The following is a 23,673-nucleotide window of genomic DNA, read 5'->3' as shown; positions in this document are numbered from 1 at the left end:
GAAGCACTAAGATGGTATCGTAAAGCGGCGGAGCAGGGAGTTGCCGAAGCCCAATATAATCTGGGTGCGATGTATTACAGCGGGCAAGGCGTGCGCCAAGATGATGCCGAAGCGCTCAGATGGTATCGCAAAGCGGCGGAACAGGGGGGTGCCGAAGCCCAAAATAATCTGGGTGCGATGTATTACAGCGGGCAAGGCGTGCGCCAAGATGATGCCGAAGCGCTAAGATGGTATCGCAAAGCGGCGGAACAGGGGGTTGCCTCTGCCCAATATAATTTGGGTGTGATGTATGACAAAGGACAAGGCGTACGCCAAGACTATGCCGAAGCGCTCAAATGGTATCGCAAAGCGGCGGAACAGGGGGTTGCCGAAGCCCAATATAATTTGGGTCTGATGTATGCCAATGGACACGGCGTGCACCAAGACTTTGATCTTAGCAAGGAATGGTTCGGCAAAGCATGTGATGGTGGATTTCAAGTAGGTTGCGACCTATACCGCTATTTAAATCAGAAAGGTTATTGATGAACAGTTGGTGATGCCCTTGCATTCGCACTTCAAGCGCAATGCTTAAATACTTTGGCGAGCGCCGATAAAATAAATTAGCCGGCATCTCAAATATCTTTCGTCCAGCGGTTGGAAGCTTTTTCAACCGCTTTAATCCGTTTGACATTCGGCAAACGCAGCCCGCTTGGCAGAGTGTATGCGGAGTGCGCGCATTCGGGTTTTAGTTTTCAGATAGTGCCTTTCAGGCTGCCTGAAAGGATTGATTCAACGAAGCAGCCGTCGGTCGGATGCTTGTATCCGACACGCTGCATAAAGGCCGTCTGAAAACCATTTTTCAGACGGCCTTTTATCGGTAGAAATGATGCCGGAGAAGGGAATCGAACCCCCGACCTTCGCGTTACGAATGCGCTGCTCTACCGACTGAGCTACACCGGCACGATGTTCGTTATCATATACATAATAAAACTGTTTGGCAACGGCCGTTTTGGCCGCGTGAGAAAGAGGCCGTCTGAAAACTCGGCCGTCCACCCTGCTTTCAGACGGCCTGTACGCGGTATAATGCCTGCCCGCCCGCATGGCCGGGCCTGACTGTATTCCCAACGAAAAGATTGATATGACGACCCGCATTCCCGCCGATACGCCGAAACTCCGCACGGTGTCCTATTTTCTCACTGCCGCCGCACTGTTGGCCGTGCTGCATTTTCATTTCCTGCCGCTGCTGCTGTCGGTTATCCTGACCTATATTTTCATTACCCGCACCAACGGCCTGATTTTGTGGTTCCGCCGCCGGCTATTTCGGCACAATGCCTTCCTGCGCCGCTCGCTGAACGCGCACAATGTCAATCTGTTATCGGCCACGCTGACCATAGGCTTGGTGTTGCTGGCGATTGTGCTGATGGCTTTCGGCGTGTACCACTTGATTCAAGGCAGCCATATCGCGGTGATGATGGGCAAGCTGGCGGCGATTATCGAGGATACGAAAAACAGTGCCGACCTGCCGGCATCGGTGGCCAATATGCTGCCGAACAATCTGACCGAAATCAAAACGGCGGCGGCCGGGCTGCTGAAGGAGTACGGCGATACGCTGACGCGCATCAGTAAAAACAGCCTGACGGTGTTCGTTTACATCATCATCGGTGTGATTGTCGGCGCGCTGCTCAGCTTCCACCGTCTAAACGCCCGTATGAAACGCCGCCGGATGCCGCCCTTCAAGGCGGAGCTGGTGTGGCGCATCGTCAATTTCCAAAGCAGCTTCGAGCGTGTGTTTATCGCGCAGGTGAAGATTTCTTTGATTGATACGGCCGTTACCGCCGTGTACCTTTATCTGATTCTGCCCGCGTTCGGGGTGGAACTGCCCTTCCGCCTCACTGTTTTGGTGATTGCGTTTGTGGTGGGGCTGGTGCCGGTGGCGGGCAATCTGGTGTCCAATACGGTGATTATTATTTTGAGCTTGGGTGCGTCGCTGTATGTGGCGGTGGCCTCGCTGGTGTTTTTGGTGGTGGTGCACAAGCTGGAGTATTTTTTGAATGCGAAGATTATCGGTTCGGAAATCGAATCGAGTGCGTGGGAATTACTACTGGTAATGGTGGTGTTCGAGCGGATTTTCGGCATCGGCGGCATCATCATCGCGCCGGTTTATTATGCTTATCTAAAAAACGAGTTGAAGCAGGCCGGATTGATTTGAGGGGATAGGGGAAGGCCGTCTGAAAATATGTTTTCAGACGGCCTTTTCGGTGGATACGGCAGAATTTGTTCGGGGCTGACACAAACCTAATCGGTACACATCCCCTGTCCTTCTATGCAGGGCAGTTCGGCAATCGGCTCGCTGCGCGATTGGCCTTCGAACACGGCCCATCGGCGTTTTCCGTCGGGCATCAACATCAGCGACGTGCTGCCCGACAAATGTTGTTTGACCCATTCGGCCGGGAAGGAAGACATATCGCCGCTACGGTTAGCCGCCAGCATTTCGGGTATTTTTTCTTCGTCATCCAATAAAAACAGCCATGCATCGGGTTCTTTGCGGTGTATGTCGCTCGCAACCGCAATCAGGTCATCGCGGGTTGCGGGGGTGTCGATGACGACATAGAGGTAGCGCAAACCGTTGGGCGCGCGGAATTCGGCAGCCGTTTTCCATGAGGCGGCAGCGGTGTTTTCAGACGGCGCGGCAGGGGAAGCAGATGCTTCCGAGGCTGGGGCTGCGGCCGGTTTTTCCGGTTGGGATGGGGTTTCGGTTGGTGTGCCGCCGCAGGCGCATAGGGCGGCGGTCAGGCATAGGGCGGTGAGACGTGTCGGCAACATTTCTTTTTCCTTTCGGATCGTTCGGAATACTGTCCAAATAATATTTAGGCCGTCTGAAAAGATTGTTTCAGACGGCCTCGTTCATTTCAAATCAGCCGGTAAGCTGGCGGGTAATCAGTTTTTTCACCGGCGGCAGGTTGTTGCTGACGCGCAGGACGAGGTTGCGCAGCAGTTTGGCCGGGGCGGCTTCGTTGGTGAAGAGTTTGACCATCGCATTGGTGCCGTGATAGAGCGGGCGGGTGTGGAGCTGGTGTTTGGCATCGTAGCGTTCCAAGAGGGAGCTTGCGCCGATGTCTTGGCCGTTTTGCGCCGCCTGCATGACAAGTTTGCCCAAGATGTCGGCACTTTCCAGGCCGAGGTTGAAGCCGTGGGCGGTCACGGGGTGCATGCCGACTGCGGCATCGCCGATAAGGGCGGCGCGGGTGGTAAAGAAGCGGCGGGCATGCACGCCCACCAGCGGGTAGGTATGCAGGGTGCCGGTTTTTTCCATTTTGCCGAGTTTGTTTTTCAGTTGTTTTTCCAAATCGGCGGCCAGTTCTTCGGGCGACATGGCAAGCAGCGCGCCCGCTTTGTCGCTATCTATGGTGATGACGCAGTTGGTCAGGTGCTCTTCCAGCGGCAGCAGGGCAAGGGTGCGGCCGTATTGGAAAAATTCGACGGCGGTGTGGCAGTTGGATATTTCGTGTTTGAAGCGGCAGACGATGACGGTGCGGCCGAAGTCGTGCATGTCGGCAGAAATGCCGATTTGGCGGCGGGTTTGCGAAAAACGGCTGTCTGCGGCCACCAGCAGGCGGGCGGTCAGTTGTTCGCCGTTATCCAATGTAATATATGCGCCGTCGGCATCGGTGCGGGCTTCTTTCACGCCCACGCCTGCCAGCAGGGTAACGTTGTCCTGCTCGGCCACTGCATCGTAAGCGGCTTTGCGGATGTTGTGATTGGAAATCAGGTTGCCCAAGCGGTCGGTCGCACTGCCGCGCGCCTGTGTAGGCTGCGGGAAATGGAGTTGGTAGGAAGAGGAGCCGTTCCAAACTTTCGCATCGCGGAGTGGGTAAATTTCGTTTTCGGGTACGCGCTGCCACATGCCCAGGCGTTCCATAATCTCTTTCGAGAGGTGGGTCAGGGCGATTTCGCGGCCGTCGTAGGCTGGGTTGGAAATGCTTTCGAGCGGGCTTTTTTCCACTATGGTAATCCGCAGGCCGCTGTCGGCCAAGGTGCGTACGAAACTCAATCCCGCCGGCCCTGCGCCGACGACGACAATATCCGAATGCCGGTTCATCTTCACTGCTCCTCAATAAAATAGGTGAATTCGTGCGGAAAGATGCTGCATGCCGTAATAAGCCGCATTTTTCATTCCACTTTTAAAAGACGGGGCAAGGATAACAAAAAAAGCGGCCATCGTGGGCACGGGCGGATAAAATTTTAATGTATATCAAGCCTGCCCACAGGCAGGTTGAGGCCGTCTGAAAACATCGTCCGGCGGCCTTTCAGACGGCCTCTTCGGCGGGGCGGCGGCCTATTCTGTTACAATCCCCTTCCCTATCCATCTGACGAGGAGCAAGCCATGACTTTGAACAGCCGTCCCGCCCTGCAAACCGCACTGGCGCACCGTTCCATCCGCCGCTTTACCGCCGAACCCGTTTCCGACGAAATGCTGTCCGCCGTTTTGGAGGCGGCCCGCGCGTCGTCCACATCCAGCTACCTGCAAAACGGCAGCATCATCCGCGTAACCGACATCGCCGTCCGCAAAGAATTGCGCGCGGTTTGCGCCGCGGAGGGCGGTGCGGGACACGCCTACGTCGAACACTGCGCCGAATTTCTGGTTTTCTGCATCGACGCCGCCCGCCATCACGCGCTGGACGATGCGGTGCAAACCGATTGGACCGAAGTTCTGCTGATCGGCGCAATCGATGCGGGCATTATGGCGCAAAACATGGTGCTGACTGCCGAATCACTGGGCTTGGGCGCGGTGTATATCGGCAGCATCCGCAACGACATCGCCCGCGTCGGTGAACTGCTCGGCCTGCCCGAGCATGTCGTCCCGCTATTCGGCGTGTGCCTCGGCCATCCCGACCAAGACCCGCTGCAACGCCCGCGCCTGCCGTTGGAGACGCTGGTATCGGAAAACCGCTACCGTCCGGCGGCAAAAACCGTTTTGGAAGACTACAACGAAACCGTCAAAACCTACTACCGCGAACGCAGCGGCAAAGATTTGGATTGGGCGCAACAAGTGCGCAACACCCTGGGCCGGCCGGTACGCCCCTTCATGCTGAACTACCTGCGCAAACAAGGCTTTGCCAAACGCTAAACGGAATCGCGGCCTTAAAGGCTACCGCCCCTGCAAACGGCGGATTTCACAAGTTTTCGACTTGGAATCCGCCGTTTCGCCATCCACGATAATCGGTTTTACCTCATGAAAAAAATCTTATTCCTTCTTTTCACCATCGTCGGCGTATCATTCCCCCCCATGCAAAAAGCAATATCCAGAAAAGCCAAGACTACACGCCGGAAAAAGGTTTCACTATTCAAAAAGACCTTTCCTACCCTTTGTTTTTGGCCATGCAGGCAATGAAGGAAAAAGGACTGGATCTGAATAACTATCTGATAACTTATTCTGAAAATATCACAAAGCCCGATATTATCTGGTTCAATTTTTCATTACGGGGAGAAAATAGGCACTATCGCGGCACACCTGATGGGGACTACAATATTTATGTGCATCGCGATACGTTGAAAGTTGAATTCGTGCCGATGAGATAATCAGCATCAACCGTTCTACTTCTGCATTTCCGCTTTTTCAGACGGCCTATCCAGTACTTTCCCATCACTTCGCCCTATCAGGCTCAAAGGAAGGAAATCATGAATTTTTTCTGTTATGCCGCAAACGGCGCATCTGACGACACTCTGGCTGAAATCAGCGGATATGGCATCTCCATATATGATCATCCTCCTTCAGACGGCCTCTACCTGTATGCGGATAGTGAAGGCATCAGTTTGTGCAAAGCGGGAGAAAAGGGGCGTGTGCGGGTGGATTTTGTCGGCGGCGGCGCGCAATACCGACGTTTGAAAGGCGGCGGCGAGCTAATTGCAAAGGCGGTAAACCATACGGCCTGCCCGTCGGTTATCGATGCCACAGGCGGTTTGGGGCGCGATGCCTTCGTTTTGGCTGCACAAGGTTTGCCGGTGTCGATTATCGAACGTCATCCGGTTGTCGCCTGCCTGCTTTCAGACGGCCTCAGACGGGCACGGGCGGCTGAAGAAACCTCTGCCATTGCGAAACGGATGACGCTGCATTACGGTGATGCGGTGCGGCTGCTGTCGGATTTGGCTGCGGCAGGCAGGCCCGATGTCGTCTATCTCGACCCTATGTATCCCGAACGGCAAAAATCGGCTGCCGTCAAAAAGGAAATGGCTTATTTCCACCAGTTAATCGGTTCGGCGCAAAACACCGACGATGCGGAGTTGTTGGCCGCCGCCCGAGATGTTGCAACGAAACGCATTGTGGTCAAGCGGCCTCGGTTGGGAGCCTTGCTGGCGCAATGCACGCCTGCCTATCAATACAGTGGCAAGTCCACCCGTTTCGATATTTATCTGCCTACACGTCCGAGCTTCGGCGAATAAGGAATGCCATGCACCTGCCCTACTCCTCAATGCCTCCATTGCCCACCAGCCTGCAGGACGGCTTGCTTTCTATCCTGCAAACGGCTTTCCGCTACCATGCCGAAGATTGGCTGCCGCTGCGGTTGAACGGATTGGCATTGGGTTTTGTGAATGAGGTTTGGCGAAAACATCTGATTCGGGATTGGCCTAATCCTCTACACGAAGATTCAGACGGCCTGCATCTGGTTGCGGATAATTGGAGGGAAATGGGCCGGCAGTTGGAACAGCTTGCCCGCCGCTGGCATGATGCCGGCCTTTTCGGCGGGTGGCGCAACGAACGTTTTGATGTTTGGTCGGGCGACAGCAGGCAAATCCTCTTTGCCCTCGAACGCTCCGCCTTCCGCCCGCTCGGCCTATATAGCCATGCGGTCCATATCAACGGTTTGGCGGTTACGGAAGAAGGCCTGCGTTTTTGGATTGCCCGCCGCAGCCCGCATAAAGCCGTCGATCCCAACAAGTTGGACACGTTGGTAGGCGGTGGTATTTCGGCTGGAGAACAGATATGGGAAGCGGCAAAACGGGAAGGCCGAGAAGAGGCCGGACTGACGGATGCGGTTCTCAACCGCTTGCAATACACCGGACGCTGCTTCAGCCTGCATCAGGTATCGCGCGGATTGCACCGCGAATGTTTGCATATTTTCGATGTGATACTGCCGAATGAGCTAATGCCGCAAAATCAAGACGGAGAAGTGGCGTCGTTTGCCTTAATGTCTGCGGAAGAAGCCGCATTGGCGATGTGCAATGGAGAAATGATGAACGATTCCGTTTTGGTCACAGCCGATTTATTCCATCGGCTGGGTATGTTGGACTACGGACATCCGCTGGCTGCCTATTTGCAGGCCGCCCGTCATTCGACGAATTTGATTGGAAGGCCGTCTGAAAATATGTTTGGACCCTATTCGGCAAAGTAAGATGACAAGCATCCGGCCGCTGTTTACCAATTTTGCCGTTTTCGATTTTCAGACGGCCTCATGGTCATTCAAAACAACTCGGCACCGTGAGATTACGTATTACCGTCATATTCTTTTAAACAAATGCTTAAGACGATTTTACAGCGCGCAGTAGGACATTTCCCTGCCCGTCTTTAATCAACAACTTTCCGTCTTGAATCCAAAATTTTTCAGCCTGAACAAATACTTGGCTGATTTTATGCTCTGCCTCGCTATGTTCGGGATCACAAGCCATCCTCGTAGATGACGTATAACCGAAATCCAATTTCCCATTGTCGGCACTATAACGAGTCGTCAGCCGATTGCATCCGGCATAACTGCTGAGCAACTGCTGTTCGCTATCAAATGTCAAACTCGCTTGGGCAGTAAACGGACTTCCACCAATTTCCTCCGGCAGCCATTCACCATTTAGCGCCTCACTGCTTGGCATACTCGCGCAAGCCGACAATAGCAGCCCAATAACGAAACACAATATTTTTCCCATAATTTTTTCCTTATTCAGACAACTTATATATCCGAACCAACATCAAAGAGAGAAAACTTTTTGATTTATTTAGTTTAATTTTATTAAGAACAAAACAACTTCACCATTAAACTAGGCCATTAAAAGCTACTTCGTTTGTTCTATTACTCAATTATCTACAATTAAAATGAATTCTGAGGGTGTTAATTTAATCTTTCCTTCTTCTTACCCCAATAAAATCTTGGCCAGTCTCTGATATTTATTTTTACAGTACTTAAATCTTTGAGACTAATCCAGTCATAACCTCAAAATATAAATAAATTTTATTTTAAATCAATGGATTAAATAATTACAAAATTGAATAAAAGCACGGCAAGCCGTGCTTTTATCTAATCTAAAATATAGATTATTGATGTTTTCTTGAGCGAATATAGTCGAGAGTTTTGAGTTCTGCAAGAGCAACAGCCAACGCACTATGCGCCTTGGCCAAAGCTTCGTCGTCCGCAGCCTTGGCAATACCTGCCTCTGCTGCTTTCTTCGCTTCTTCGGCACGGGCTTGATCCATTTCACTACTACGGACAGCCACGTCAGCCAATACGGTCAATTTATCAGGTTGAACCTCCAAAACGCCGCCTGAAACTGCTACCAAAACCTCTTCTTTTTCACCTGGAATTTGCAGCCGTAATACACCTGGCCGTACCAAACTCATAATCGGCTCATGTCGCGGATAAATACCGAGCTCACCCTGAACAGTCGGAACCACAACAAAGCTGGCCTCGCCTGAATAGATGTTGTATTCGTTACTTACCACTTCAACTCGCATGACATCCATGCCAGCCTCCTATCAGTTTAAAGTTTTTGCTTTCTCAGCAGCTTCTTCAATGCCACCTACCATGTAGAACGCCTGCTCAGGAAGATGGTCATATTCGCCGCTCAAGATAGCTTTGAAGCCGGCAATAGTATCCCGCAACGGTACATACTTACCAGGAGAACCGGTAAATACCTCGGCAACATGGAACGGTTGCGACAGGAAGCGTTGGATCTTACGTGCACGCATCACGGTCAGTTTGTCTTCGTCTGACAATTCATCCATACCCAGAATGGCAATAATATCGCGCAATTCTTTGTATTTTTGCAGAGTAGATTGTACGCCTCGGGCTACGTCATAGTGCTCTTGACCCAATACCATCGGATCCAGTTGGCGTGAAGTAGAGTCAAGCGGGTCAACTGCGGGGTAAATACCCAAAGATGCAATATCACGGCTCAATACGACAGTAGCGTCCAAGTGGGCAAACGTTGTTGCAGGAGACGGGTCAGTCAAGTCATCCGCAGGTACATATACGGCTTGGATGGAAGTAATGGAGCCTGTTTGGGTGGAGGTAATACGCTCTTGCAAACGACCCATTTCTTCAGCCAATGTCGGTTGGTAACCCACTGCTGAAGGCATACGGCCCAGCAATGCAGACACTTCGGTACCGGCCAAAGTGTAACGGTAAATGTTGTCCACGAAGAACAATACGTCGCGACCTTTGCCGCTTTCGTCTTTTTCATCACGGAAATATTCGGCCATAGTCAAACCGGTCAAGGCTACACGCAGACGGTTGCCTGGAGGCTCGTTCATCTGACCGTAAACCATCGCCACTTTGTCCAATACGTTGGAATCTTTCATCTCGTGATAGAAGTCATTACCTTCACGAGTACGTTCACCCACGCCTGCGAACACAGACAAACCGCTATGTGCCTTGGCAATGTTATTAATCAACTCCATCATGTTTACGGTTTTGCCTACACCTGCACCACCGAACAGACCCACTTTACCACCTTTGGCAAACGGACATAACAAGTCGATAACCTTAATGCCTGTTTCTAATAATTCCGTTGTTGAAGAAAGCTCATCAAACTTAGGAGCCTCTTGATGGATCGCACGTGTATTGGATGCATTTACCGGACCTGCCTCATCAACCGGATTACCCAATACATCCATGATACGACCCAAAGTTTCACGGCCAACAGGAACAGTAATTGGAGCTCCGGTATTATTCACAGCCATACCACGCTTTAATCCATCTGAACTACCCATCGCAATGGTACGCACTACACCATCCCCTAAAAGTTGTTGAACTTCTAAGGTTAGGTCATTTTCAACTAATTTTAATGCATCAAAAACATGCGGGATAGCGTCACGTGGGAATTCCACATCCACTACAGCACCGATGATTTGTACGATTTTGCCTTGGCTCATTATCGCATCCTAATTTCTAAATGCAAATCAGCAAGCTATACAGCCGCTGCACCTGCAACAATTTCTGACAATTCTGTAGTAATAGCCGCTTGGCGCGATTTATTGTACACCAAACGCAGCTCCTTAATTGCATTACCTGCATTATCTGTAGCAGCTTTCATGGCTACCATACGTGCGGCCTGCTCTGAAGCCATATTATCGCTTAACGCCTGATAAACCACAGATTCCAAATAACGACGAACTAGGTATTCCAATACAGCAATAGGTGTAGGCTCATAACGGTAATCCCAATTATATCCCCGACCTTCGACTTGAGCTGCCTCCAAAGTATTCCGCCCAATAGGGAGTAATACTTCCATTCGAGGCTCTTGGCGCATAGTATTTACGAAACCAGAATAAACAATATGAATAATATCAATTTCGTTCTGTTCGTACCGCTTAAACAGCTCTGTCAATGAACCGACCAGCAATTCTAACCTAGGCGTATCACCTAAATTTACGACGCTGGCAATTACATTTAACCCAATACGCTGGCAAGTAGCTAAACCTTTACTACCGATACAAACTACATCAGTCTCAATACCACGTTCTTGGTAATCTTGCATTTGTGCTAAAAATTTCTTTAGCACATTCGCATTTAGCCCGCCACATAAACCCTTATCTGTAGTAATTAGAATAAAACCAGCGCGACGTATCTCACGGCGCTCGCTCAATAATTTAATACCGTGGCTTTCTTGTGTTTGTGCCAAATGGCCCATTACCAAACGCACTTTATCAGCATACGGACGCGCCAAACGCATCCGTTCCTGAGTCTTACGCATCTTAGAGGTTGACACCATTTGCATCGCTTTAGTGATCTTCTGTGTATTCTGAACACTGCGAATTTTGGTGAGAATCTCTTTCCCTACAGCCATTCTAGACTCCTTTCTTTATCGCTTATGCCGTATGTGCATAAGACGCTTTGAAAGACTTCATCGCTTCTGTTAAGGCTTTTTCATTATCATCAGACATAGCACCTGTTTCATTGATGCTTTCTAAAACTTTTGGATATTGAGTACGCACATAACTCAAGAACTCAGCTTCAAAAGATAATGCTTTAGAAACAGGAACATCTCCGTATGAACCTTCATTAATAGCCCATAGGGTCAAAGCCATCTCAGCTGTATTTAATGTACTGAACTGCTTTTGTTTCATCAATTCAGTAACTACCTCACCATGCTGCAACTGCTTGCGTGTGGCTTCATCTAAATCAGATGCAAATTGAGAGAAGGCTGCTAGCTCTCGATATTGCGCTAAAGCTAAACGGATACCACCACCTAATTTTTTAATAACTTTAGTCTGAGCAGCGCCACCAACACGGGAGACGGAAATACCTGCATTAATGGCAGGACGGATACCTGAGTTAAACAAATCAGTTTCTAAGAAAATTTGACCATCAGTAATTGAAATTACATTAGTCGGAACGAACGCTGAAACGTCACCGGCTTGAGTCTCAATAATTGGCAGTGCAGTTAAAGAACCTGTTTTACCTTTTACCTCACCACCAGTTAGCTTTTCAACTTCATCAGCATTGATACGGGCAGCGCGTTCCAACAGGCGGCTGTGCAAATAGAACACATCGCCAGGATACGCTTCGCGACCGGGTGGACGACGCAATAATAAAGAAATTTGACGATAAGCTACAGCTTGTTTAGACAAATCATCATATACAATTAAAGCATCTTCTCCTCTGTCTCGGAAAAACTCACCCATAGTACAGCCTGCATAAGGTGCAATAAATTGTAATGCCGCAGCCTCAGAAGCCGTTGCCGCAACTACAATTGTATGCTCCATTGCGCCATACTCCTCTAATTTGCGAACTACGTTCGCAATAGAAGATGCTTTTTGACCTACTGCTACATAAATGCAAACAACGCCAGTCCCTTTTTGATTGACGATTGCATCCAATGCAACAGCTGTTTTACCCGTCTGACGGTCGCCAATAATCAACTCACGCTGCCCTCGACCAATGGGTACCATTGAGTCAATAGCTTTCACGCCTGTCTGCATAGGCTGGTCAACTGATTGACGAGCAATTACACCTGGCGCAATTTTCTCAATAGGTGCTGTCAGTTTTGTATCAATAGGACCTTTACCATCAATTGGCTGCCCCAGTGCATTTACTACACGACCCACCAATTCACGGCCAATCGGCACTTCCAAGATACGGCCAGTACATTTAACCTCATCTCCTTCTTTGATGTGTTCATATTCACCCAACACAACAGCACCAACCGAATCACGCTCCAAGTTCATTGCCAGACCAAACGTATTATTCGGAAATTCAAGCATTTCACCTTGCATTACGTCTGACAAGCCATGCACTCGCACAATACCATCAGTAACGGAAATTACCGTACCTCGAGTATGTATCTCTTGCTTTGTGTCTAAGTTTTCGATTTTGGCTTTCAATAATTCGCTGATTTCAGCAGGATTAAGCTGCATGAAAACTCTCCTAATTCGTCATTGCCGTATACAGTTTTTGCAATTTACCCTGTATAGACAGATCCAATACCTGATCATCCACTTCCACCTTAATTCCGGCGATTAAGCTAGGCTCAACATTAAAAACAGCTTCTAACCGGGTATTAAAATGTTGCTCCAAATCTGCTACGATTTTGGCCTTTTGCCCTTCGCTGGCAAATTCGAATGCACTGTAAATGACCGCCTTCTTGGTATTATTACGCGATAAAACTAAATCTTGATATTGAACATAAATTTCAGGTAAAACCAAAAGCCGCTTCTCATCTGCCACTACATAAACAAAATTACGAAAAGTTTTATCTCCCGCAACCTGCTCATCAGTAAGCAATTTGAGTAAAAAATCAGCCTTTTCCTTGCTATTAGTTCGGGTATCCTCAATCAGCGCAGCAACACGACCCTGAGCTACCGACCATGCTAATTCCTTCAACCCACTCAACCAAGATTCAATTTGATGTTTTTCGTTCGCCAGTTCAAATAATGCCTTTGCATAAGGTCTGGCAATAGTTGCGAACTCAGCCATAAGCTACAGCTCCTGCTTCAGGTTAGCAAGCAAATCAGCATGTTTGGCAGCATTAACCTCACTTCGCAAAATGGCTTCAGCACCTTTTACAGCTAAAGCAGCAACTTGCTCACGCAATGCTTCGCGTGCACGGTTAGCTTCCTGCTCTACATCTGATTTTGCTTGAGCCGCGATACGGGCAGCCTCAACAGAAGCCTGATTCTTTGCTTCCTCTACAATTTGCGCCGCACGTTTTTCCGCATTCGCCACCAGTTCGGTAGCCTGATTGCGACCATCGGCCAAGAGTTCTGCAACTTTCTTTTCAGCCTGTTCAAAATCACTCTTCCCGCGTTCAGCCGCAGCCAAACCTTCTGCGATTTTGTCAGCGCGCTCATCAAGCGCCTTAGCAATCGGAGGCCACACATATTTCATTGTGAACCAAACCAAGATAAAAAAGACGATTAACTGCGCAATTAAGGTTGCATTTAAATTCATTACTTAACCTTCGTGTATAGAGTTAATCAAGCAATCTTTCTATTCTGCTCATACAGAATAAGAGTTTCCCTGATTACTTAACAAACGGATTAACGAAGGCGAACAGCAGAGCAATAGCCACACCAATCAAGAATGCCGCATCAATCAGACCTGCAATCAAAAACAGTTTGGTCTGCAGCGGACCAATCAATTCAGGCTGACGAGCAGAGGATTCCAAATATTTAGAACCAACCATTGCGATACCAATAGAGGCACCCAATGCACCCAATGCCACGATCAAACCGCAAGCAATAGCAATCAAACCCATTTTACACTCCTTAAATAAAACAAAAGTTAAAACTACGACTAAACAACCAAAACTAAAACTTCAAACTTTAGAACATAAAACCTTTAACCATTACATAAACCATTACATAATGCTTAGTGCGCATCATGTGCCTGACCGATATAAACGAACGCCAATGCCATGAAGATAAAAGCCTGTAAGGTAATAATTAAAATGTGGAATATGGCCCAAGCTGCACCTGCAACGATATGGAACACAAACAAGACGGGATCCATCAAACTGAAATGTCCGCCAGCAGCCCAAGCACCTCCAAGCAAAGCAATTAGCAAAAATACCAGCTCACCTGCATACATATTGCCAAACAACCGCATACCATGAGAAACGGTTTTGGATAGAAATTCCAAAATATTCAGCAAAAAGTTGGCCGGAGCCAAAAACGGACCGAATGGTGCCGTAAACAGTTCATGCACCCATCCTTTACCACCCTTGATTTTAATGTTGTAGTAAATGCAGACACACAAAACACCAATTGCCAAAGCCAACGATGTATTTAAATCAGCGGTTGGAACTACACGCAACAATGCATGATGATCACCGGTAATGCCTTGCCATGTCACGGGCAACAAATCAACCGGCAACAAATCCATGGCGTTCATTAGGAAAATCCATACAAAAAGGGTTAAACCCAAAGGAGCAACAGCCTTGCGTGATTCTGCATTATGAATAATGCCTTTGCACATATCATCAACAAATTCATACAACAGCTCGACCGCCGCCTGAAAGCGACCGGGAACGCCGGCAGTAGCCGTTACAGCCGCTCTGCGCAACAGGAAGCAACCCAAAGCACCTAAAACGACTGCAAAAAATATGGCATCCAAGTTAATATAAGAGAAATCGGCGATATTCTGCAAACCTTGACCTTTCGTCACATCGGACAAACTGGTCAAACTTTGCAGATGGTGCTTGATATAGTCGGCAGCAGTCACGGTTTCACTTGCGCTTGACATGATATTTTGCTTTCCAAAAAATAAAAAAAATCACATGACCGGTGGCTAACAAGCCTAAAAGAAACGGTATAAACCGCAACTCCTGGTGATATAGGGCAAAGAATGCCACCATTAAAACCAGTGCCAGCACTATTCTTAAACTTTCTCCGAAAATAAAAGCATAACCGGCATATTGCGGCATACTGCGGAAAATATTTAAGAACAGAACCGTAACAGCAGAAGGTAAAACATAACTCACCCCTCCGGCAGCCGCCGACCATGCGGCAGGCGACCCCGCTATCAACCCGCTCAATGCAACCACTACCAATAACACGGCAAGTTGGAAATAAAGGATTTTTACCATTAGGGCACACAGCAAGAGTCAGGATAGGCCGCACTACTATAATGAATGCCCCGTTTTCCGTCAAGCAAACAGGTTAATTTTCGTGAAATAATTTTATAACCTGCCGATGCAACCGTTATAGAAAGTTACGTTTTTAAACCTCCCATTCGGCTTTGCGGCCATTTTTAACAGTTCTTAGCAAAATGACAAGGTGTCTGCCGCATTTAAAGATAATTCGGCCTTCATCTATGCCATTGTTTCATTTTCTGCTTGTTTGACAGGTATTTCCGGTGATTTATTGCTTCAACTCCGGCTCTAATTTGCTGCGTATTCAATCAAACGGCACACCTAACCGTTTTAACAGTGCATCTAAGGTTTCCGGATTGTCAAAATGCAGGACGATTTTACCTTTTCGACCGTTACTGCTTTTGACTTCGGCACTCACGCCCAACTCGGCCGTTAATGTTTCATTCAACCGCCGGATATCGGGATGAACGGTTTTCTCGGTACTGCTTTTTTTTGCCTGTTGCGCCAACTGGCTGCGGCGTTCGACTTCGCGCACCGACCAACCGTTTTTAACCGCTTTCTGAGCCAATTCCAACTGATCAACTACCGGCAGTGTCAGCAATGCGCGGGCATGCCCCATCTCCAAGTGGCGGCGGTAAAGTAGCTCCTGAACCGGTTCCGGCAAGGCCAGCAGGCGGAGGGTATTGGAAATCGCACTGCGGCTTTTGCCGACGGCTTTGGCAATGGTTTCATGCGTCAGGCTGAATTCGTCGGCAAGACGTTTCAGGCCGCGTGCTTCTTCAATCGGGTTGAGGTTTTCCCGTTGCAGGTTTTCAATTAAACCCATTGCCAGCGCGGTTTCGTCGCTGATGTTTTTGACGACGACGGGAATCTCGGTCAGCCCGGCCAATTGGCTGGCACGCCAACGGCGTTCCCCGGCAATCAACTCGTATTGCGACAATCCGTGCTCACGCACGATAACCGGCTGAATAACGCCTTGGGCTTTAATGGACTCCGCCAATTCCTGCAATGCTTCGTCATCCATCTGCACGCGCGGTTGGTAACGTCCGGGCTTGATGTCGCCTACGGCTACCGTGGTTAGTCGTTCGTCTCGGCCGTCTTCTATGCTGCCGGACAAAAGGGAATCGAGGCCGCGTCCGAGGCCGCTCGGTTGTTTTGCCATAATTTTTGCCTCTTTCGGATAATACCGTCCTATTTTAATGGAAAGGCCGTCTGAAAGCAGTTTTATTTTTTCAGACGGTCTCTCTGCTGTTATGATGCCCGATCGGTTTCAAGGCTGAATAAATGTGTTCATTAAGGAATGATGCGATGCTGGAAGTTTATCTGGTAAGGCACGGCAAAACCGTTTTCAATACCATCGGCCGCCTGCAAGGATGGAGCGATTCGCCACTGACTGACGAAGGACGAGCTGCGGCTGCGGCTTTGGGATGCAGGATAGGGAAACGGGAAATTGCGTTTGATGCCGCCTTCTCCAGCACCGCGCCCCGTGCCGCGGAAACCGTCGGCTTGATATTGCAACAGGCTGGGCAAGGCGGCTTGTCTGTCCGACAACTGCCCGATTTGCGCGAATATTGCTTCGGCGGCTTTGAAGGCGAGTTTACCCATGTGCTGCACCAAAAGCTGGCCGAACAAAACGGTTTTCCCGATGCAGCGGCTTTTCAGACGGCCTTCCGCCGTACGGATCGGCATTTACTGGCGGAAGCCGTTGCGGCAGCCGATCCTCTGGCTTTGGCGGAAAACGAGGAACGGTTTACTGCCCGCACCCGACGAGCCCTTGAGCAAATCGCCCGGGAAAGTGCAGACTGCCGCCGCGTATTGGCAGTGTCGCACGGCATGACGATTACGGCGATTTTGAAAAGCATAGACAGCAAAGCAATCGAATACCGCAGCGTACCCAATGTTTCGGTATCGCGCCTGATTCTTTCAGACGGCCTCTGGCACATAGCAAGCATCGGGGAAACAGAATAAACGGGCCTGAATAGAAATCCGATTACAAATGCATGTTAAGAAATTATTTTTCACCCTTTTAAAACCGTCAATAAAAGTTCCCGTCTTACTTCCGATTGCAAAGAAAAAGTAAAAATAATGGAAAACCGTTATGCGAAGTGAATTTTTACTTGCAGCTTTTGCTTAAAACACATATCATTTAATTCATAATAAATGACTGTTTTCCCTTTGCGAAGGAATTTTTTATGGGTATTTCTAAACACCGTTCGATCAACATCAGCCTGCTGCAGGCGCGCGATGCCCTTTCATCCTACTTTCGCCCCGTTTTGAACGAGGCGGGCATTACCGACCAACAGTGGCGCATCATCCGCCTGTTGGCGGAAAACGGCACTTTGGATTTTCAGGATTTGGCCGATCAGGCCTGCATACTGCGCCCCAGCCTGACCGGCATTTTGACACGGCTGGAAAAAGCACGCCTGCTGGTGCGGATGAAACCATCCAACGACCAACGCAGGGTTTTTTTGAAGCTGACCGACGAAGGCACGGACATGTACGAAAAAACCTGTTCGGCAATCGATGCCTGCTATGACGACATCGAAAGCAAAATGACACGCGAAAAAATGGACAAATTACTTGAGTTGCTTCATGAATTAAGTACATTGAAACAACGTGAGTCCGAAGCCGAATAAAAGGCCGGACAAAACCACACCGAAGCGGCAGTGTCGGGTAGAATACCCGCCTGCCGCGTCTTTACGTCCGGCCGCCTGAAACACCCGCACGATACCGTATCCGACAAAACTTATGCCGCACACCCTCCAACTCCCCTTCCGCGACGCCATGGCCGCCTGCGCCTCCGGCGTACACGTCATCACCACCGACGGCACGGCCGGACGCTACGGCATCACCATGACCGCCGTTACCGCCGTTACCGACGAACCGCCCACCGTCATGCTGTGCATCAACCGCCAATCGGCCATCGTGCCCGTTTTATTGGAAAACCGCGCCGTCTGCATCAACGTGCTCGCCGCCGGACAGCAAGACGTGGCCGAACATTTCGCCGGCATGACCAAACTCTCACCCGAAGAGCGTTTCGAATACCACATCTGGCACAGGGGGCGCAACGGCCAGCTTCAAGTAGAAGGCGCGCTGGCACACCTGCACGGCACCCTCACCACACAAAGCGAAGTCGGCACCCACTGGGTATTCATGGTGGAAATCGACGAAATCGCCGTCCACGACGGCAAAACCACCCACGACCCCGCACTGGTTTATTTCAGACGGCGTTTCGGCAGCCTGGCCTGACGGCCGCCGTACCGGCATCAAAGGCCGTCTGAAAACACTCGGACAACCAAACGTACCACGACAAAGGAATACTGATGGATAATTTAAACGAAATACTCGACTACAACCGAAACTTCGTCGAGTCCGGTGAATACGCCCAATTTTTCAGCAACAAATATCCCGAACGCGGCCTCGCCATCCTTTCCTGCATGGACACCCGCCTGTCCGAACTGCTGCCGCGCGCCCTCGGGCTGAAAAACGGCGATGCCAAACTGATCAAAAACGCCGGCGCGTTAGTCAATCACCCCTGGGGCTCGGTGATGCGCAGCCTGCTGATAGCCGTATTCGAACTGCGTGTAACCGAAATCATGGTCATCGCCCACTACGACTGCGGCATGCGCGGCATGAATCCCGACGCATTTTTGAATAAAACCGGCGAATTCGGCATCCCCGAAGACCGCATCACCACCCTGCGCAACGCCGGCATCGGCCTCGACAACTGGCTGACCGGCTTTACCGACGTGGAAGACAGCGTCCGCCACACCGTCGGCATGATACGCCGCCACCCCCTGATGCCCGACTACATCCCCGTACACGGCCTGGTCATCCACCCCACCACAGGCAAGCTCGCCCTCATCGTGGACGGCAAAACTGAATGCGCGGTGAAACCGGCATGAGTACGCGCATCGGCCTTTTCGGCGGCACCTTCGACCCGATACACAAAGGGCACACCCACATCGCCCGCGCATTCGCCGACGAACTCAAACTCGACAGCGTCATCTTCCTCCCCGCAGGCGACCCCTACCACAAAGACGGCACGCAAACCCCTGCCGAACACCGCCTGGCCATGACCGAACTGGCTGCGGCGGCCGATCCCCGCTTTGCCGTCAGCGACTGCGACATCGTGCGCGGCGGCGCCACCTACACCTTCGACACCGTACAGATTTTCCGCCAGCAATTTCCCACGGCCGAACTGTGGTGGCTGCTGGGCATGGACAGCCTGCTCAAACTGCACACCTGGAAAAAATGGCAGACACTGGTCCGCCAAACCAACATCGCCGTTGCCAACCGAAACGGCGGCAGCCTCGCACAAGCCCCGCGCGAACTGCACGGCTGGCTGGGCGAAGTACTGCAAAACGGTTCGTTGCACCTGCTCCAAGCCCCGCTGCTCGACATCAGCTCCAGCGACATCAGAGGCCGTCTGAAAAACGGCTTGGATGCGGCGGAAATGCTGGACGGAAACGTTTGGCACTATATCCGCAAACACAAACTCTACGCCGAATAAAAACAGCCAAGGCCGTCTGAAACCCGCAACGCTTGTTTCAGACGGCCTCATTTGCCGACCCTTAGTCAATCACATGGTATATCTCATTCTGTCGCCACTGCTCAGCCTCGCACTTCTCTCCGGGATGACCGTCTTTCTGGCCAACAAAAACGGTAGCGACAAAGAACGCTATGTCATTTTGATGTGGCTGTGTTTTTTGCTTGCCCCTTCTCTTGGCGGACTGGCCGCCTTCCTGCCACGCGCGACGTATTTCGATTTCAGCCTGTTTATCGGCATCACCATCGCATCGTGGCCTTTCGGCTGCCTTCCCGCATCCGTAACCGCCATGCTTGCCGCCGCCCTCAAACTACACCGCAATCCGCAAGGAGTTGTAACCATGACCTTTATTGGCGGCATATGCGGCTTATTGTTCGGGATACTGAATGCCGATATTGTCGGCATTCCACTCTCCGGCACCACCCTTGCAGGCACAATAGCGGCTTTTGCCTTCTCTTGCCTGCTGCCGCAAGAAAGGCCGTATGAAAACGAACGTAGTGAGTTTCTGCGAAGCTAAAACGAACGCAGCGAATTTCGTTTCTAAGAAGCTCATCCGCCATGTTCGTTTTTAGACAGCCTTGGTTTATACTTCGCTCCTTTATCCGCTTTCCCGCTGGAGGCCGTCTGAAACGGCTTTTGCGGCATCCAAACCATGAACCTACTCTCCCTGCTCGGCAAAGTCGGCAGCATGACCATGCTGTCGCGCATACTTGGCTTTGTCCGCGACATGATTATCGCGCGGGTATTCGGTGCGGGCGATGCGACCGATGCCTTTTTCACCGCCTTCAAACTGCCCAACCTGCTGCGGCGCATCTTTGCCGAAGGCGCGTTCGCCCAAGCCTTCGTGCCGATACTGGCGGAATACAAGCAAACCAAATCGCCCGAAGCCACGCGCGAATTCGTCCGCCACATCGCGGGGATGCTGACCTTCGTGCTTACCATCGTAACCGCAATCGGCGTGTTGGCCGCACCGTGGATTATTCACGCCACGGCGACCGGTTTTGCCAACAAGCCCGACAAACTCGCGCTCTCCGCCGACCTGCTGCGGATAATGTTCCCCTATATCCTGTTGATTTCTCTGTCGTCGTTTGTCGGCTCGATACTCAACACCTACCACAAGTTCCAAATCCCCGCCTTCACGCCGGTGCTGCTGAACCTGTCGTTCATCGGTTTCGCCCTGTTCCTCGTGCCCTACTTCGACCCGCCGATTACCGCGCTGGCGTGGGCGGTGTTTGTCGGCGGCGTGTTGCAGCTCGTATTCCAACTGCCCTGGCTGGCCAAACAAGGGTTTCTCAACCTGCCCAAACTGGACTTTAAAAATTCGGCGGTAAACCGCGTCATCAAACAAATGACCCCCGCCGTATTCGCCGCCAGCGTGACGCAGATTTCACTGGTCATCAACACCATCTTCGCCTCCTACCTGCAAAGCGGCAGCATCACATGGATGTATTACGCCGACCGCATGACCGAACTGCCCACCGGCGTACTCGGCGTCGCGCTCGGCACGATACTGCTGCCCACGCTGTCGAAATACGCCGGCGGCCGCAACCCGCGCGAATTCTCCAAGCTGCTCGACTGGGGACTGCGCCTGTGCTGCCTGCTGGCCGCACCCGCCGCGCTGGGGCTGGCCATGCTCTCCTTCCCGCTGATTGCCACCATGTTCATGAACAAGGGCTTCACCCTGAACGACGCGGTGATGACGAAAAACGCGCTGATTGCCTGCTCCTTCTGCGTAGTCGGCCAAATTATGATTAAAGTGCTCGCACCCGCCTTCTACGCCCAGCAAAACATCAAAACGCCAGTCAAAGTGGCCGTATTCTCGCTGATTGTGACCCAACTGATGAACATCGCCTTCATCGTACCGCTGAAACACGTCGGACTGTCGCTGTCGGTCGGACTGGGAGCATGCCTGAACGCCGCGCTGCTGCTCACGCTGCTCCGACTGAAAGGCCTCTACCAACCCGACGCGGGCTGGCGGCGTTTCCTGACCAAACTCGCCATCGCGCTGGCCGTCATGTGCTTCGGCCTGTGGGCGGCGCAATCCTTCATGCCCATGCAGTGGACGGACATCCGCGGCTGGCAGAAGGCTTTGCAACTGGGCTGGCTGGTGCTTCTGGGCATCACGCTGTACTTCACCTCGCTCGCCCTTTTGGGCTTCCGCCCGCGCGACTTCAAACGTTCGGAGGTTTAAACCGGAAGGCCGTCTGAAAATATCCCGCGCGGCGCAAACGTGTTTCAAACAAAGTAAAAAACCGTTCAGCCGCTTTCAGACGGCCTCGGAGGCACGGATAATCAGGCTTCCTCCGACTTTCAAACCTCACAGTGCCGCACAGGCGGCGATAAAAATCCCGTCCTGCGGGAGCCGTACCGAAAAGGATTTTTGATGAAAACCGCCCTCCGATTTCTAACCGCCGCCGCTTTGATGCTGTCGGCACAAGCCTTCGCACAAACCCCGCCTCCCGGCGTTTACATGACCATGGGTTCGCAGCTTATCGGCATCCTGACCGACGGCAGCTATTGCATGGTCGTCCAAAACGACATCAAAAACGGCGGCTGGCAGGAAACGCCGGACGGCCTGCAACTGGACGACGGCAAAACCGTCATCGCCAAGAACGGCAGCGGCGGCTACACCATCAACGGCAAACCGGCGATGCTGATGAACGGCGGCAACACCGCCGGCATGTGCGCCTCCATCAAGGAACATGCCGAAGAAAAACGGCGCGCCCGCTAATCAACCTATAAACAAATCCTCCGGCTTTCCAATATAAAAAGGCCGTCTGAAAACCCTTTTTCCGGTTTTCAGACGGCCTTTTTAATTTTCGGCGTTACCGCTTATTCGATGACTACCCGTGCATTCAGCGGCTGTACGGGGCGGTTGTTTTCCGAACCGACGGCGCGGGTGAATTTTTCCGCTTGCGCCTGGTCGATGTGGTCATAAGTTTTCAACACCAACCATGATACGCCCTCTGTGCACGGCGGCGTGGTCAGCGAACCGGCAAAGCGGTAGTATTTCAACCGTTTCGGCAGCAGGGTGGATGCGTCGAACGGTTGGTCGAGCTTCACTTTTCCTGCGGTCATCGGCATGACGTTCCAGATGGAAGACAGGCGGTCGTTGGTTTTACCGGCCTCATACAGCACGGCCAACACCAAAGGCTGTTTGTTTTCGTCTAAGTGGACGAAGTGGGCTTCCATCGGGAAAGTGCGGCCTTTGATTTGGTTTTCGCTCGGCACATGGAAGTGGAACTGTTTCAGGGTGTAGGTGCGGCCGTTCACGGTCAGGGTGTTGCCGCCTTCGGGATAATTGACTTGGATGGTGTGGCCGTTGTTTTCCACATCAACCGTACTCGGTTTGTAATTGACTTTGATGGCGGGCAGTTTGCCGGAAACGGTTTCGGTAATGTTTACCGGAGATTGGTTTTTGCCGGTGGAACACAAACGGAATTCTTCAGACAGATTGCCCCAGCTTTCGGGAGAGTCGTGTCCGGTATAGCCCCAATGGGTGTGATTGCCGTGTGCGGCGGCGGAGAAAGCGGTACAGGCCGACAGGAGGATAGCGGTCAGACGCGGTAAATTACGGGGGAAGCAAGGCATTGCAATATCCTTTCTGTTAAGGAGTGGAAAAAAGCGTTGCGGTGCGTATGTAAATATTTTTATTTTTTATTGGAAGATAGCTATATCAAATAGTTCGGTCAAGCATTCCCGCCCTTCAAACCATTAGTGTAATGAAGTTAAAGCGAATTCATTTCTCTGCCGCCCCCTACTTTCTTTAGCTCGATTTAACACACCTGCCGCAATCCCCCGCCTGCTGCTAAACAAGCATAAAAAGGCCGAGACCTTTGCAAAATTCCTTC

The 23,673-nt window shown here is 51.1% G+C and carries 27 protein-coding genes and 1 tRNA gene; 13 read left to right on the top strand and 15 right to left on the bottom strand.

Annotated features, from left to right (window positions below):
* The coding region (locus HMPREF3107_RS12185; RefSeq protein ID WP_168160540.1) for a tetratricopeptide repeat protein at nucleotides 1–522 on the top strand (522 nt) is incomplete at its 5' end.
* 344 nt (nucleotides 523–866) lie between these two features.
* On the opposite strand, the gene HMPREF3107_RS08705 is transcribed toward HMPREF3107_RS12185, so the two are convergent.
* Nucleotides 867–939, bottom strand: a tRNA-Thr gene (locus HMPREF3107_RS08705).
* 178 nt (nucleotides 940–1,117) lie between these two features.
* On the opposite strand from HMPREF3107_RS08705, the gene HMPREF3107_RS08700 reads away from it, so the two are divergent.
* Nucleotides 1,118–2,188 (top strand): AI-2E family transporter, encoded by a 1,071-nt coding sequence (locus HMPREF3107_RS08700; protein WP_371327482.1) that lies wholly within the window; start codon nucleotides 1,118–1,120, stop codon nucleotides 2,186–2,188.
* Between the two features lie 86 nt (nucleotides 2,189–2,274).
* On the opposite strand, the gene HMPREF3107_RS08695 is transcribed toward HMPREF3107_RS08700, so the two are convergent.
* Together HMPREF3107_RS08695 and ubiM are read right to left on the bottom strand one after the other, a co-directional pair.
* The gene (locus HMPREF3107_RS08695) at nucleotides 2,275–2,802 is read right to left on the bottom strand and encodes a hypothetical protein (protein ID WP_070454976.1); all 528 of its coding nucleotides are present in this window, start codon (nucleotides 2,800–2,802) and stop codon (nucleotides 2,275–2,277) included.
* Between the two features lie 91 nt (nucleotides 2,803–2,893).
* On the bottom strand, nucleotides 2,894–4,078 hold the full coding sequence (ubiM, locus tag HMPREF3107_RS08690) for a 5-demethoxyubiquinol-8 5-hydroxylase UbiM (RefSeq protein WP_070454975.1): 1,185 nt from the start codon (nucleotides 4,076–4,078) through the stop codon (nucleotides 2,894–2,896).
* A 285-nt stretch (nucleotides 4,079–4,363) separates the two neighbouring features.
* Here ubiM and nfsA point away from each other — a divergent pair, with 285 nt between their 5' ends.
* From nfsA to HMPREF3107_RS08670, 3 genes are all read left to right on the top strand, one after another.
* Complete coding sequence (nfsA, locus tag HMPREF3107_RS08685) at nucleotides 4,364–5,107, top strand: oxygen-insensitive NADPH nitroreductase (protein ID WP_070454974.1); 744 nt, start codon at nucleotides 4,364–4,366, stop codon at nucleotides 5,105–5,107.
* A 551-nt stretch (nucleotides 5,108–5,658) separates the two neighbouring features.
* Nucleotides 5,659–6,420, top strand: a complete 762-nt coding sequence (locus HMPREF3107_RS08675) for a class I SAM-dependent methyltransferase (protein ID WP_070454972.1) — start codon at nucleotides 5,659–5,661, stop codon at nucleotides 6,418–6,420.
* Between the two features lie 8 nt (nucleotides 6,421–6,428).
* Nucleotides 6,429–7,370 (top strand): NUDIX hydrolase, encoded by a 942-nt coding sequence (locus HMPREF3107_RS08670; RefSeq protein ID WP_246828621.1) that lies wholly within the window; start codon nucleotides 6,429–6,431, stop codon nucleotides 7,368–7,370.
* Between the two features lie 127 nt (nucleotides 7,371–7,497).
* On the opposite strand, the gene HMPREF3107_RS08665 is transcribed toward HMPREF3107_RS08670, so the two are convergent.
* The 11 genes from HMPREF3107_RS08665 to HMPREF3107_RS08615 all read right to left on the bottom strand — a co-directional run bounded on the left by HMPREF3107_RS08665 (nucleotide 7,498) and on the right by HMPREF3107_RS08615 (nucleotide 16,435).
* Entirely contained in the window at nucleotides 7,498–7,893 is a 396-nt protein-coding gene (locus HMPREF3107_RS08665) for an META domain-containing protein (protein WP_070454970.1), read from the bottom strand.
* Between the two features lie 385 nt (nucleotides 7,894–8,278).
* The gene (locus HMPREF3107_RS08660) at nucleotides 8,279–8,704 is read right to left on the bottom strand and encodes a F0F1 ATP synthase subunit epsilon (RefSeq protein ID WP_070454969.1); all 426 of its coding nucleotides are present in this window, start codon (nucleotides 8,702–8,704) and stop codon (nucleotides 8,279–8,281) included.
* 12 nt (nucleotides 8,705–8,716) lie between these two features.
* Nucleotides 8,717–10,114 (bottom strand): F0F1 ATP synthase subunit beta, encoded by a 1,398-nt coding sequence (atpD, locus tag HMPREF3107_RS08655; RefSeq protein WP_049252378.1) that lies wholly within the window; start codon nucleotides 10,112–10,114, stop codon nucleotides 8,717–8,719.
* A 35-nt stretch (nucleotides 10,115–10,149) separates the two neighbouring features.
* Nucleotides 10,150–11,028 (bottom strand): F0F1 ATP synthase subunit gamma, encoded by an 879-nt coding sequence (gene atpG / locus HMPREF3107_RS08650; RefSeq protein WP_070454968.1) that lies wholly within the window; start codon nucleotides 11,026–11,028, stop codon nucleotides 10,150–10,152.
* A 22-nt stretch (nucleotides 11,029–11,050) separates the two neighbouring features.
* Entirely contained in the window at nucleotides 11,051–12,598 is a 1,548-nt protein-coding gene (gene atpA / locus HMPREF3107_RS08645) for a F0F1 ATP synthase subunit alpha (RefSeq protein WP_049252376.1), read from the bottom strand.
* Nucleotides 12,599–12,608: 10 nt separating this feature from the next.
* Nucleotides 12,609–13,157 (bottom strand): F0F1 ATP synthase subunit delta, encoded by a 549-nt coding sequence (locus tag HMPREF3107_RS08640; RefSeq protein WP_070454967.1) that lies wholly within the window; start codon nucleotides 13,155–13,157, stop codon nucleotides 12,609–12,611.
* 3 nt (nucleotides 13,158–13,160) lie between these two features.
* Nucleotides 13,161–13,631 (bottom strand): F0F1 ATP synthase subunit B, encoded by a 471-nt coding sequence (locus HMPREF3107_RS08635; RefSeq protein WP_070454966.1) that lies wholly within the window; start codon nucleotides 13,629–13,631, stop codon nucleotides 13,161–13,163.
* 73 nt (nucleotides 13,632–13,704) lie between these two features.
* Nucleotides 13,705–13,938 carry a F0F1 ATP synthase subunit C gene (gene atpE, locus HMPREF3107_RS08630; RefSeq protein WP_003770218.1) on the bottom strand — a complete coding sequence of 78 codons (234 nt, stop codon included), beginning with the start codon at nucleotides 13,936–13,938 and terminating at the stop codon, nucleotides 13,705–13,707.
* Nucleotides 13,939–14,051: 113 nt separating this feature from the next.
* Nucleotides 14,052–14,924, bottom strand: a complete 873-nt coding sequence (gene atpB, locus HMPREF3107_RS08625; protein WP_070454965.1) for a F0F1 ATP synthase subunit A — start codon at nucleotides 14,922–14,924, stop codon at nucleotides 14,052–14,054.
* Nucleotides 14,908–15,267, bottom strand: coding sequence for an ATP synthase subunit I (locus HMPREF3107_RS08620; protein WP_070454964.1), 360 nt, complete (start codon nucleotides 15,265–15,267; stop codon nucleotides 14,908–14,910). Before HMPREF3107_RS08620 ends, atpB begins: the two co-directional genes overlap by 17 nt.
* Nucleotides 15,268–15,577: 310 nt before the next feature.
* On the bottom strand, nucleotides 15,578–16,435 hold the full coding sequence (locus tag HMPREF3107_RS08615) for a ParB/RepB/Spo0J family partition protein (protein WP_049249262.1): 858 nt from the start codon (nucleotides 16,433–16,435) through the stop codon (nucleotides 15,578–15,580).
* A 146-nt stretch (nucleotides 16,436–16,581) separates the two neighbouring features.
* On the opposite strand from HMPREF3107_RS08615, the gene HMPREF3107_RS08610 reads away from it, so the two are divergent.
* The 8 genes from HMPREF3107_RS08610 (at nucleotide 16,582) to HMPREF3107_RS08575 (ending at nucleotide 22,553) form a co-directional block, all read left to right on the top strand.
* Nucleotides 16,582–17,241, top strand: a complete 660-nt coding sequence (locus HMPREF3107_RS08610; protein WP_070454963.1) for a histidine phosphatase family protein — start codon at nucleotides 16,582–16,584, stop codon at nucleotides 17,239–17,241.
* 224 nt (nucleotides 17,242–17,465) lie between these two features.
* Nucleotides 17,466–17,909, top strand: coding sequence for a homoprotocatechuate degradation operon regulator HpaR (hpaR, locus tag HMPREF3107_RS08605; RefSeq protein ID WP_049252368.1), 444 nt, complete (start codon nucleotides 17,466–17,468; stop codon nucleotides 17,907–17,909).
* A gap of 112 nt (nucleotides 17,910–18,021) precedes the next feature.
* Nucleotides 18,022–18,522, top strand: coding sequence for a 4-hydroxyphenylacetate 3-monooxygenase, reductase component (gene hpaC, locus HMPREF3107_RS08600; protein WP_193389257.1), 501 nt, complete (start codon nucleotides 18,022–18,024; stop codon nucleotides 18,520–18,522).
* Nucleotides 18,523–18,596: 74 nt separating this feature from the next.
* Entirely contained in the window at nucleotides 18,597–19,178 is a 582-nt protein-coding gene (locus HMPREF3107_RS08595; protein WP_070454962.1) for a beta-class carbonic anhydrase, read from the top strand.
* Nucleotides 19,175–19,786, top strand: a complete 612-nt coding sequence (gene nadD, locus HMPREF3107_RS08590; RefSeq protein WP_070455076.1) for a nicotinate-nucleotide adenylyltransferase — start codon at nucleotides 19,175–19,177, stop codon at nucleotides 19,784–19,786. Before HMPREF3107_RS08595 ends, nadD begins: the two co-directional genes overlap by 4 nt.
* Before the next feature lie 73 nt (nucleotides 19,787–19,859).
* Nucleotides 19,860–20,339: a hypothetical protein gene (locus HMPREF3107_RS08585; protein WP_070454961.1), complete on the top strand. Its 480-nt coding sequence runs from the start codon at nucleotides 19,860–19,862 to the stop codon at nucleotides 20,337–20,339.
* Between the two features lie 135 nt (nucleotides 20,340–20,474).
* On the top strand, nucleotides 20,475–22,013 hold the full coding sequence (murJ, locus tag HMPREF3107_RS08580; RefSeq protein ID WP_070454960.1) for a murein biosynthesis integral membrane protein MurJ: 1,539 nt from the start codon (nucleotides 20,475–20,477) through the stop codon (nucleotides 22,011–22,013).
* Nucleotides 22,014–22,205: 192 nt separating this feature from the next.
* Nucleotides 22,206–22,553, top strand: a complete 348-nt coding sequence (locus tag HMPREF3107_RS08575; RefSeq protein ID WP_070454959.1) for a hypothetical protein — start codon at nucleotides 22,206–22,208, stop codon at nucleotides 22,551–22,553.
* Between the two features lie 101 nt (nucleotides 22,554–22,654).
* Here HMPREF3107_RS08575 and cah read toward each other — a convergent pair whose 3' ends face one another.
* Complete coding sequence (gene cah, locus HMPREF3107_RS08570; RefSeq protein WP_049248853.1) at nucleotides 22,655–23,413, bottom strand: carbonic anhydrase; 759 nt, start codon at nucleotides 23,411–23,413, stop codon at nucleotides 22,655–22,657.
* Between the last annotated feature and the right edge of the window lie 260 nt (nucleotides 23,414–23,673).

The organism is Neisseria sp. HMSC31F04 (assembly GCF_001807735.1).
GTDB lineage: Bacteria > Pseudomonadota > Gammaproteobacteria > Burkholderiales > Neisseriaceae > Neisseria > Neisseria elongata.
The sequence above is the reverse complement of the archived record's forward strand: the minus strand, read 5'-3'. Positions and strand labels throughout refer to the sequence as shown.

Bases quoted from the DNA above. Each gene is read 5' to 3' on its own strand.
- ubiM (WP_070454975.1), bottom strand. From the start codon at position 4,078: ATGAACCGGCATTCGGATATTGTCGTCGTCGGCGCAGGGCCGGCGGGA.
- hpaR (WP_049252368.1), top strand. From the start codon at position 17,466: ATGGGTATTTCTAAACACCGTTCGATCAACATCAGCCTGCTGCAGGCG.
- HMPREF3107_RS08695 (WP_070454976.1), bottom strand. From the start codon at position 2,802: ATGTTGCCGACACGTCTCACCGCCCTATGCCTGACCGCCGCCCTATGC.
- HMPREF3107_RS08670 (WP_246828621.1), top strand. From the start codon at position 6,429: ATGCACCTGCCCTACTCCTCAATGCCTCCATTGCCCACCAGCCTGCAG.
- HMPREF3107_RS08610 (WP_070454963.1), top strand. From the start codon at position 16,582: ATGCTGGAAGTTTATCTGGTAAGGCACGGCAAAACCGTTTTCAATACC.
- nadD (WP_070455076.1), top strand. From the start codon at position 19,175: ATGAGTACGCGCATCGGCCTTTTCGGCGGCACCTTCGACCCGATACAC.
- atpG (WP_070454968.1), bottom strand. From the start codon at position 11,028: ATGGCTGTAGGGAAAGAGATTCTCACCAAAATTCGCAGTGTTCAGAAT.
- HMPREF3107_RS08665 (WP_070454970.1), bottom strand. From the start codon at position 7,893: ATGGGAAAAATATTGTGTTTCGTTATTGGGCTGCTATTGTCGGCTTGC.
- atpE (WP_003770218.1), bottom strand. From the start codon at position 13,938: ATGGGTTTGATTGCTATTGCTTGCGGTTTGATCGTGGCATTGGGTGCA.
- HMPREF3107_RS08700 (WP_371327482.1), top strand. From the start codon at position 1,118: ATGACGACCCGCATTCCCGCCGATACGCCGAAACTCCGCACGGTGTCC.
- HMPREF3107_RS08635 (WP_070454966.1), bottom strand. From the start codon at position 13,631: ATGAATTTAAATGCAACCTTAATTGCGCAGTTAATCGTCTTTTTTATC.
- hpaC (WP_193389257.1), top strand. From the start codon at position 18,022: ATGCCGCACACCCTCCAACTCCCCTTCCGCGACGCCATGGCCGCCTGC.
- murJ (WP_070454960.1), top strand. From the start codon at position 20,475: ATGAACCTACTCTCCCTGCTCGGCAAAGTCGGCAGCATGACCATGCTG.
- atpD (WP_049252378.1), bottom strand. From the start codon at position 10,114: ATGAGCCAAGGCAAAATCGTACAAATCATCGGTGCTGTAGTGGATGTG.
- HMPREF3107_RS08640 (WP_070454967.1), bottom strand. From the start codon at position 13,157: ATGGCTGAGTTCGCAACTATTGCCAGACCTTATGCAAAGGCATTATTT.
- HMPREF3107_RS08620 (WP_070454964.1), bottom strand. From the start codon at position 15,267: ATGGTAAAAATCCTTTATTTCCAACTTGCCGTGTTATTGGTAGTGGTT.
- HMPREF3107_RS08595 (WP_070454962.1), top strand. From the start codon at position 18,597: ATGGATAATTTAAACGAAATACTCGACTACAACCGAAACTTCGTCGAG.
- atpB (WP_070454965.1), bottom strand. From the start codon at position 14,924: ATGTCAAGCGCAAGTGAAACCGTGACTGCTGCCGACTATATCAAGCAC.
- nfsA (WP_070454974.1), top strand. From the start codon at position 4,364: ATGACTTTGAACAGCCGTCCCGCCCTGCAAACCGCACTGGCGCACCGT.
- HMPREF3107_RS08575 (WP_070454959.1), top strand. From the start codon at position 22,206: ATGAAAACCGCCCTCCGATTTCTAACCGCCGCCGCTTTGATGCTGTCG.
- HMPREF3107_RS08615 (WP_049249262.1), bottom strand. From the start codon at position 16,435: ATGGCAAAACAACCGAGCGGCCTCGGACGCGGCCTCGATTCCCTTTTG.
- HMPREF3107_RS08660 (WP_070454969.1), bottom strand. From the start codon at position 8,704: ATGGATGTCATGCGAGTTGAAGTGGTAAGTAACGAATACAACATCTAT.
- HMPREF3107_RS08585 (WP_070454961.1), top strand. From the start codon at position 19,860: ATGGTATATCTCATTCTGTCGCCACTGCTCAGCCTCGCACTTCTCTCC.
- HMPREF3107_RS08675 (WP_070454972.1), top strand. From the start codon at position 5,659: ATGAATTTTTTCTGTTATGCCGCAAACGGCGCATCTGACGACACTCTG.
- cah (WP_049248853.1), bottom strand. From the start codon at position 23,413: ATGCCTTGCTTCCCCCGTAATTTACCGCGTCTGACCGCTATCCTCCTG.
- atpA (WP_049252376.1), bottom strand. From the start codon at position 12,598: ATGCAGCTTAATCCTGCTGAAATCAGCGAATTATTGAAAGCCAAAATC.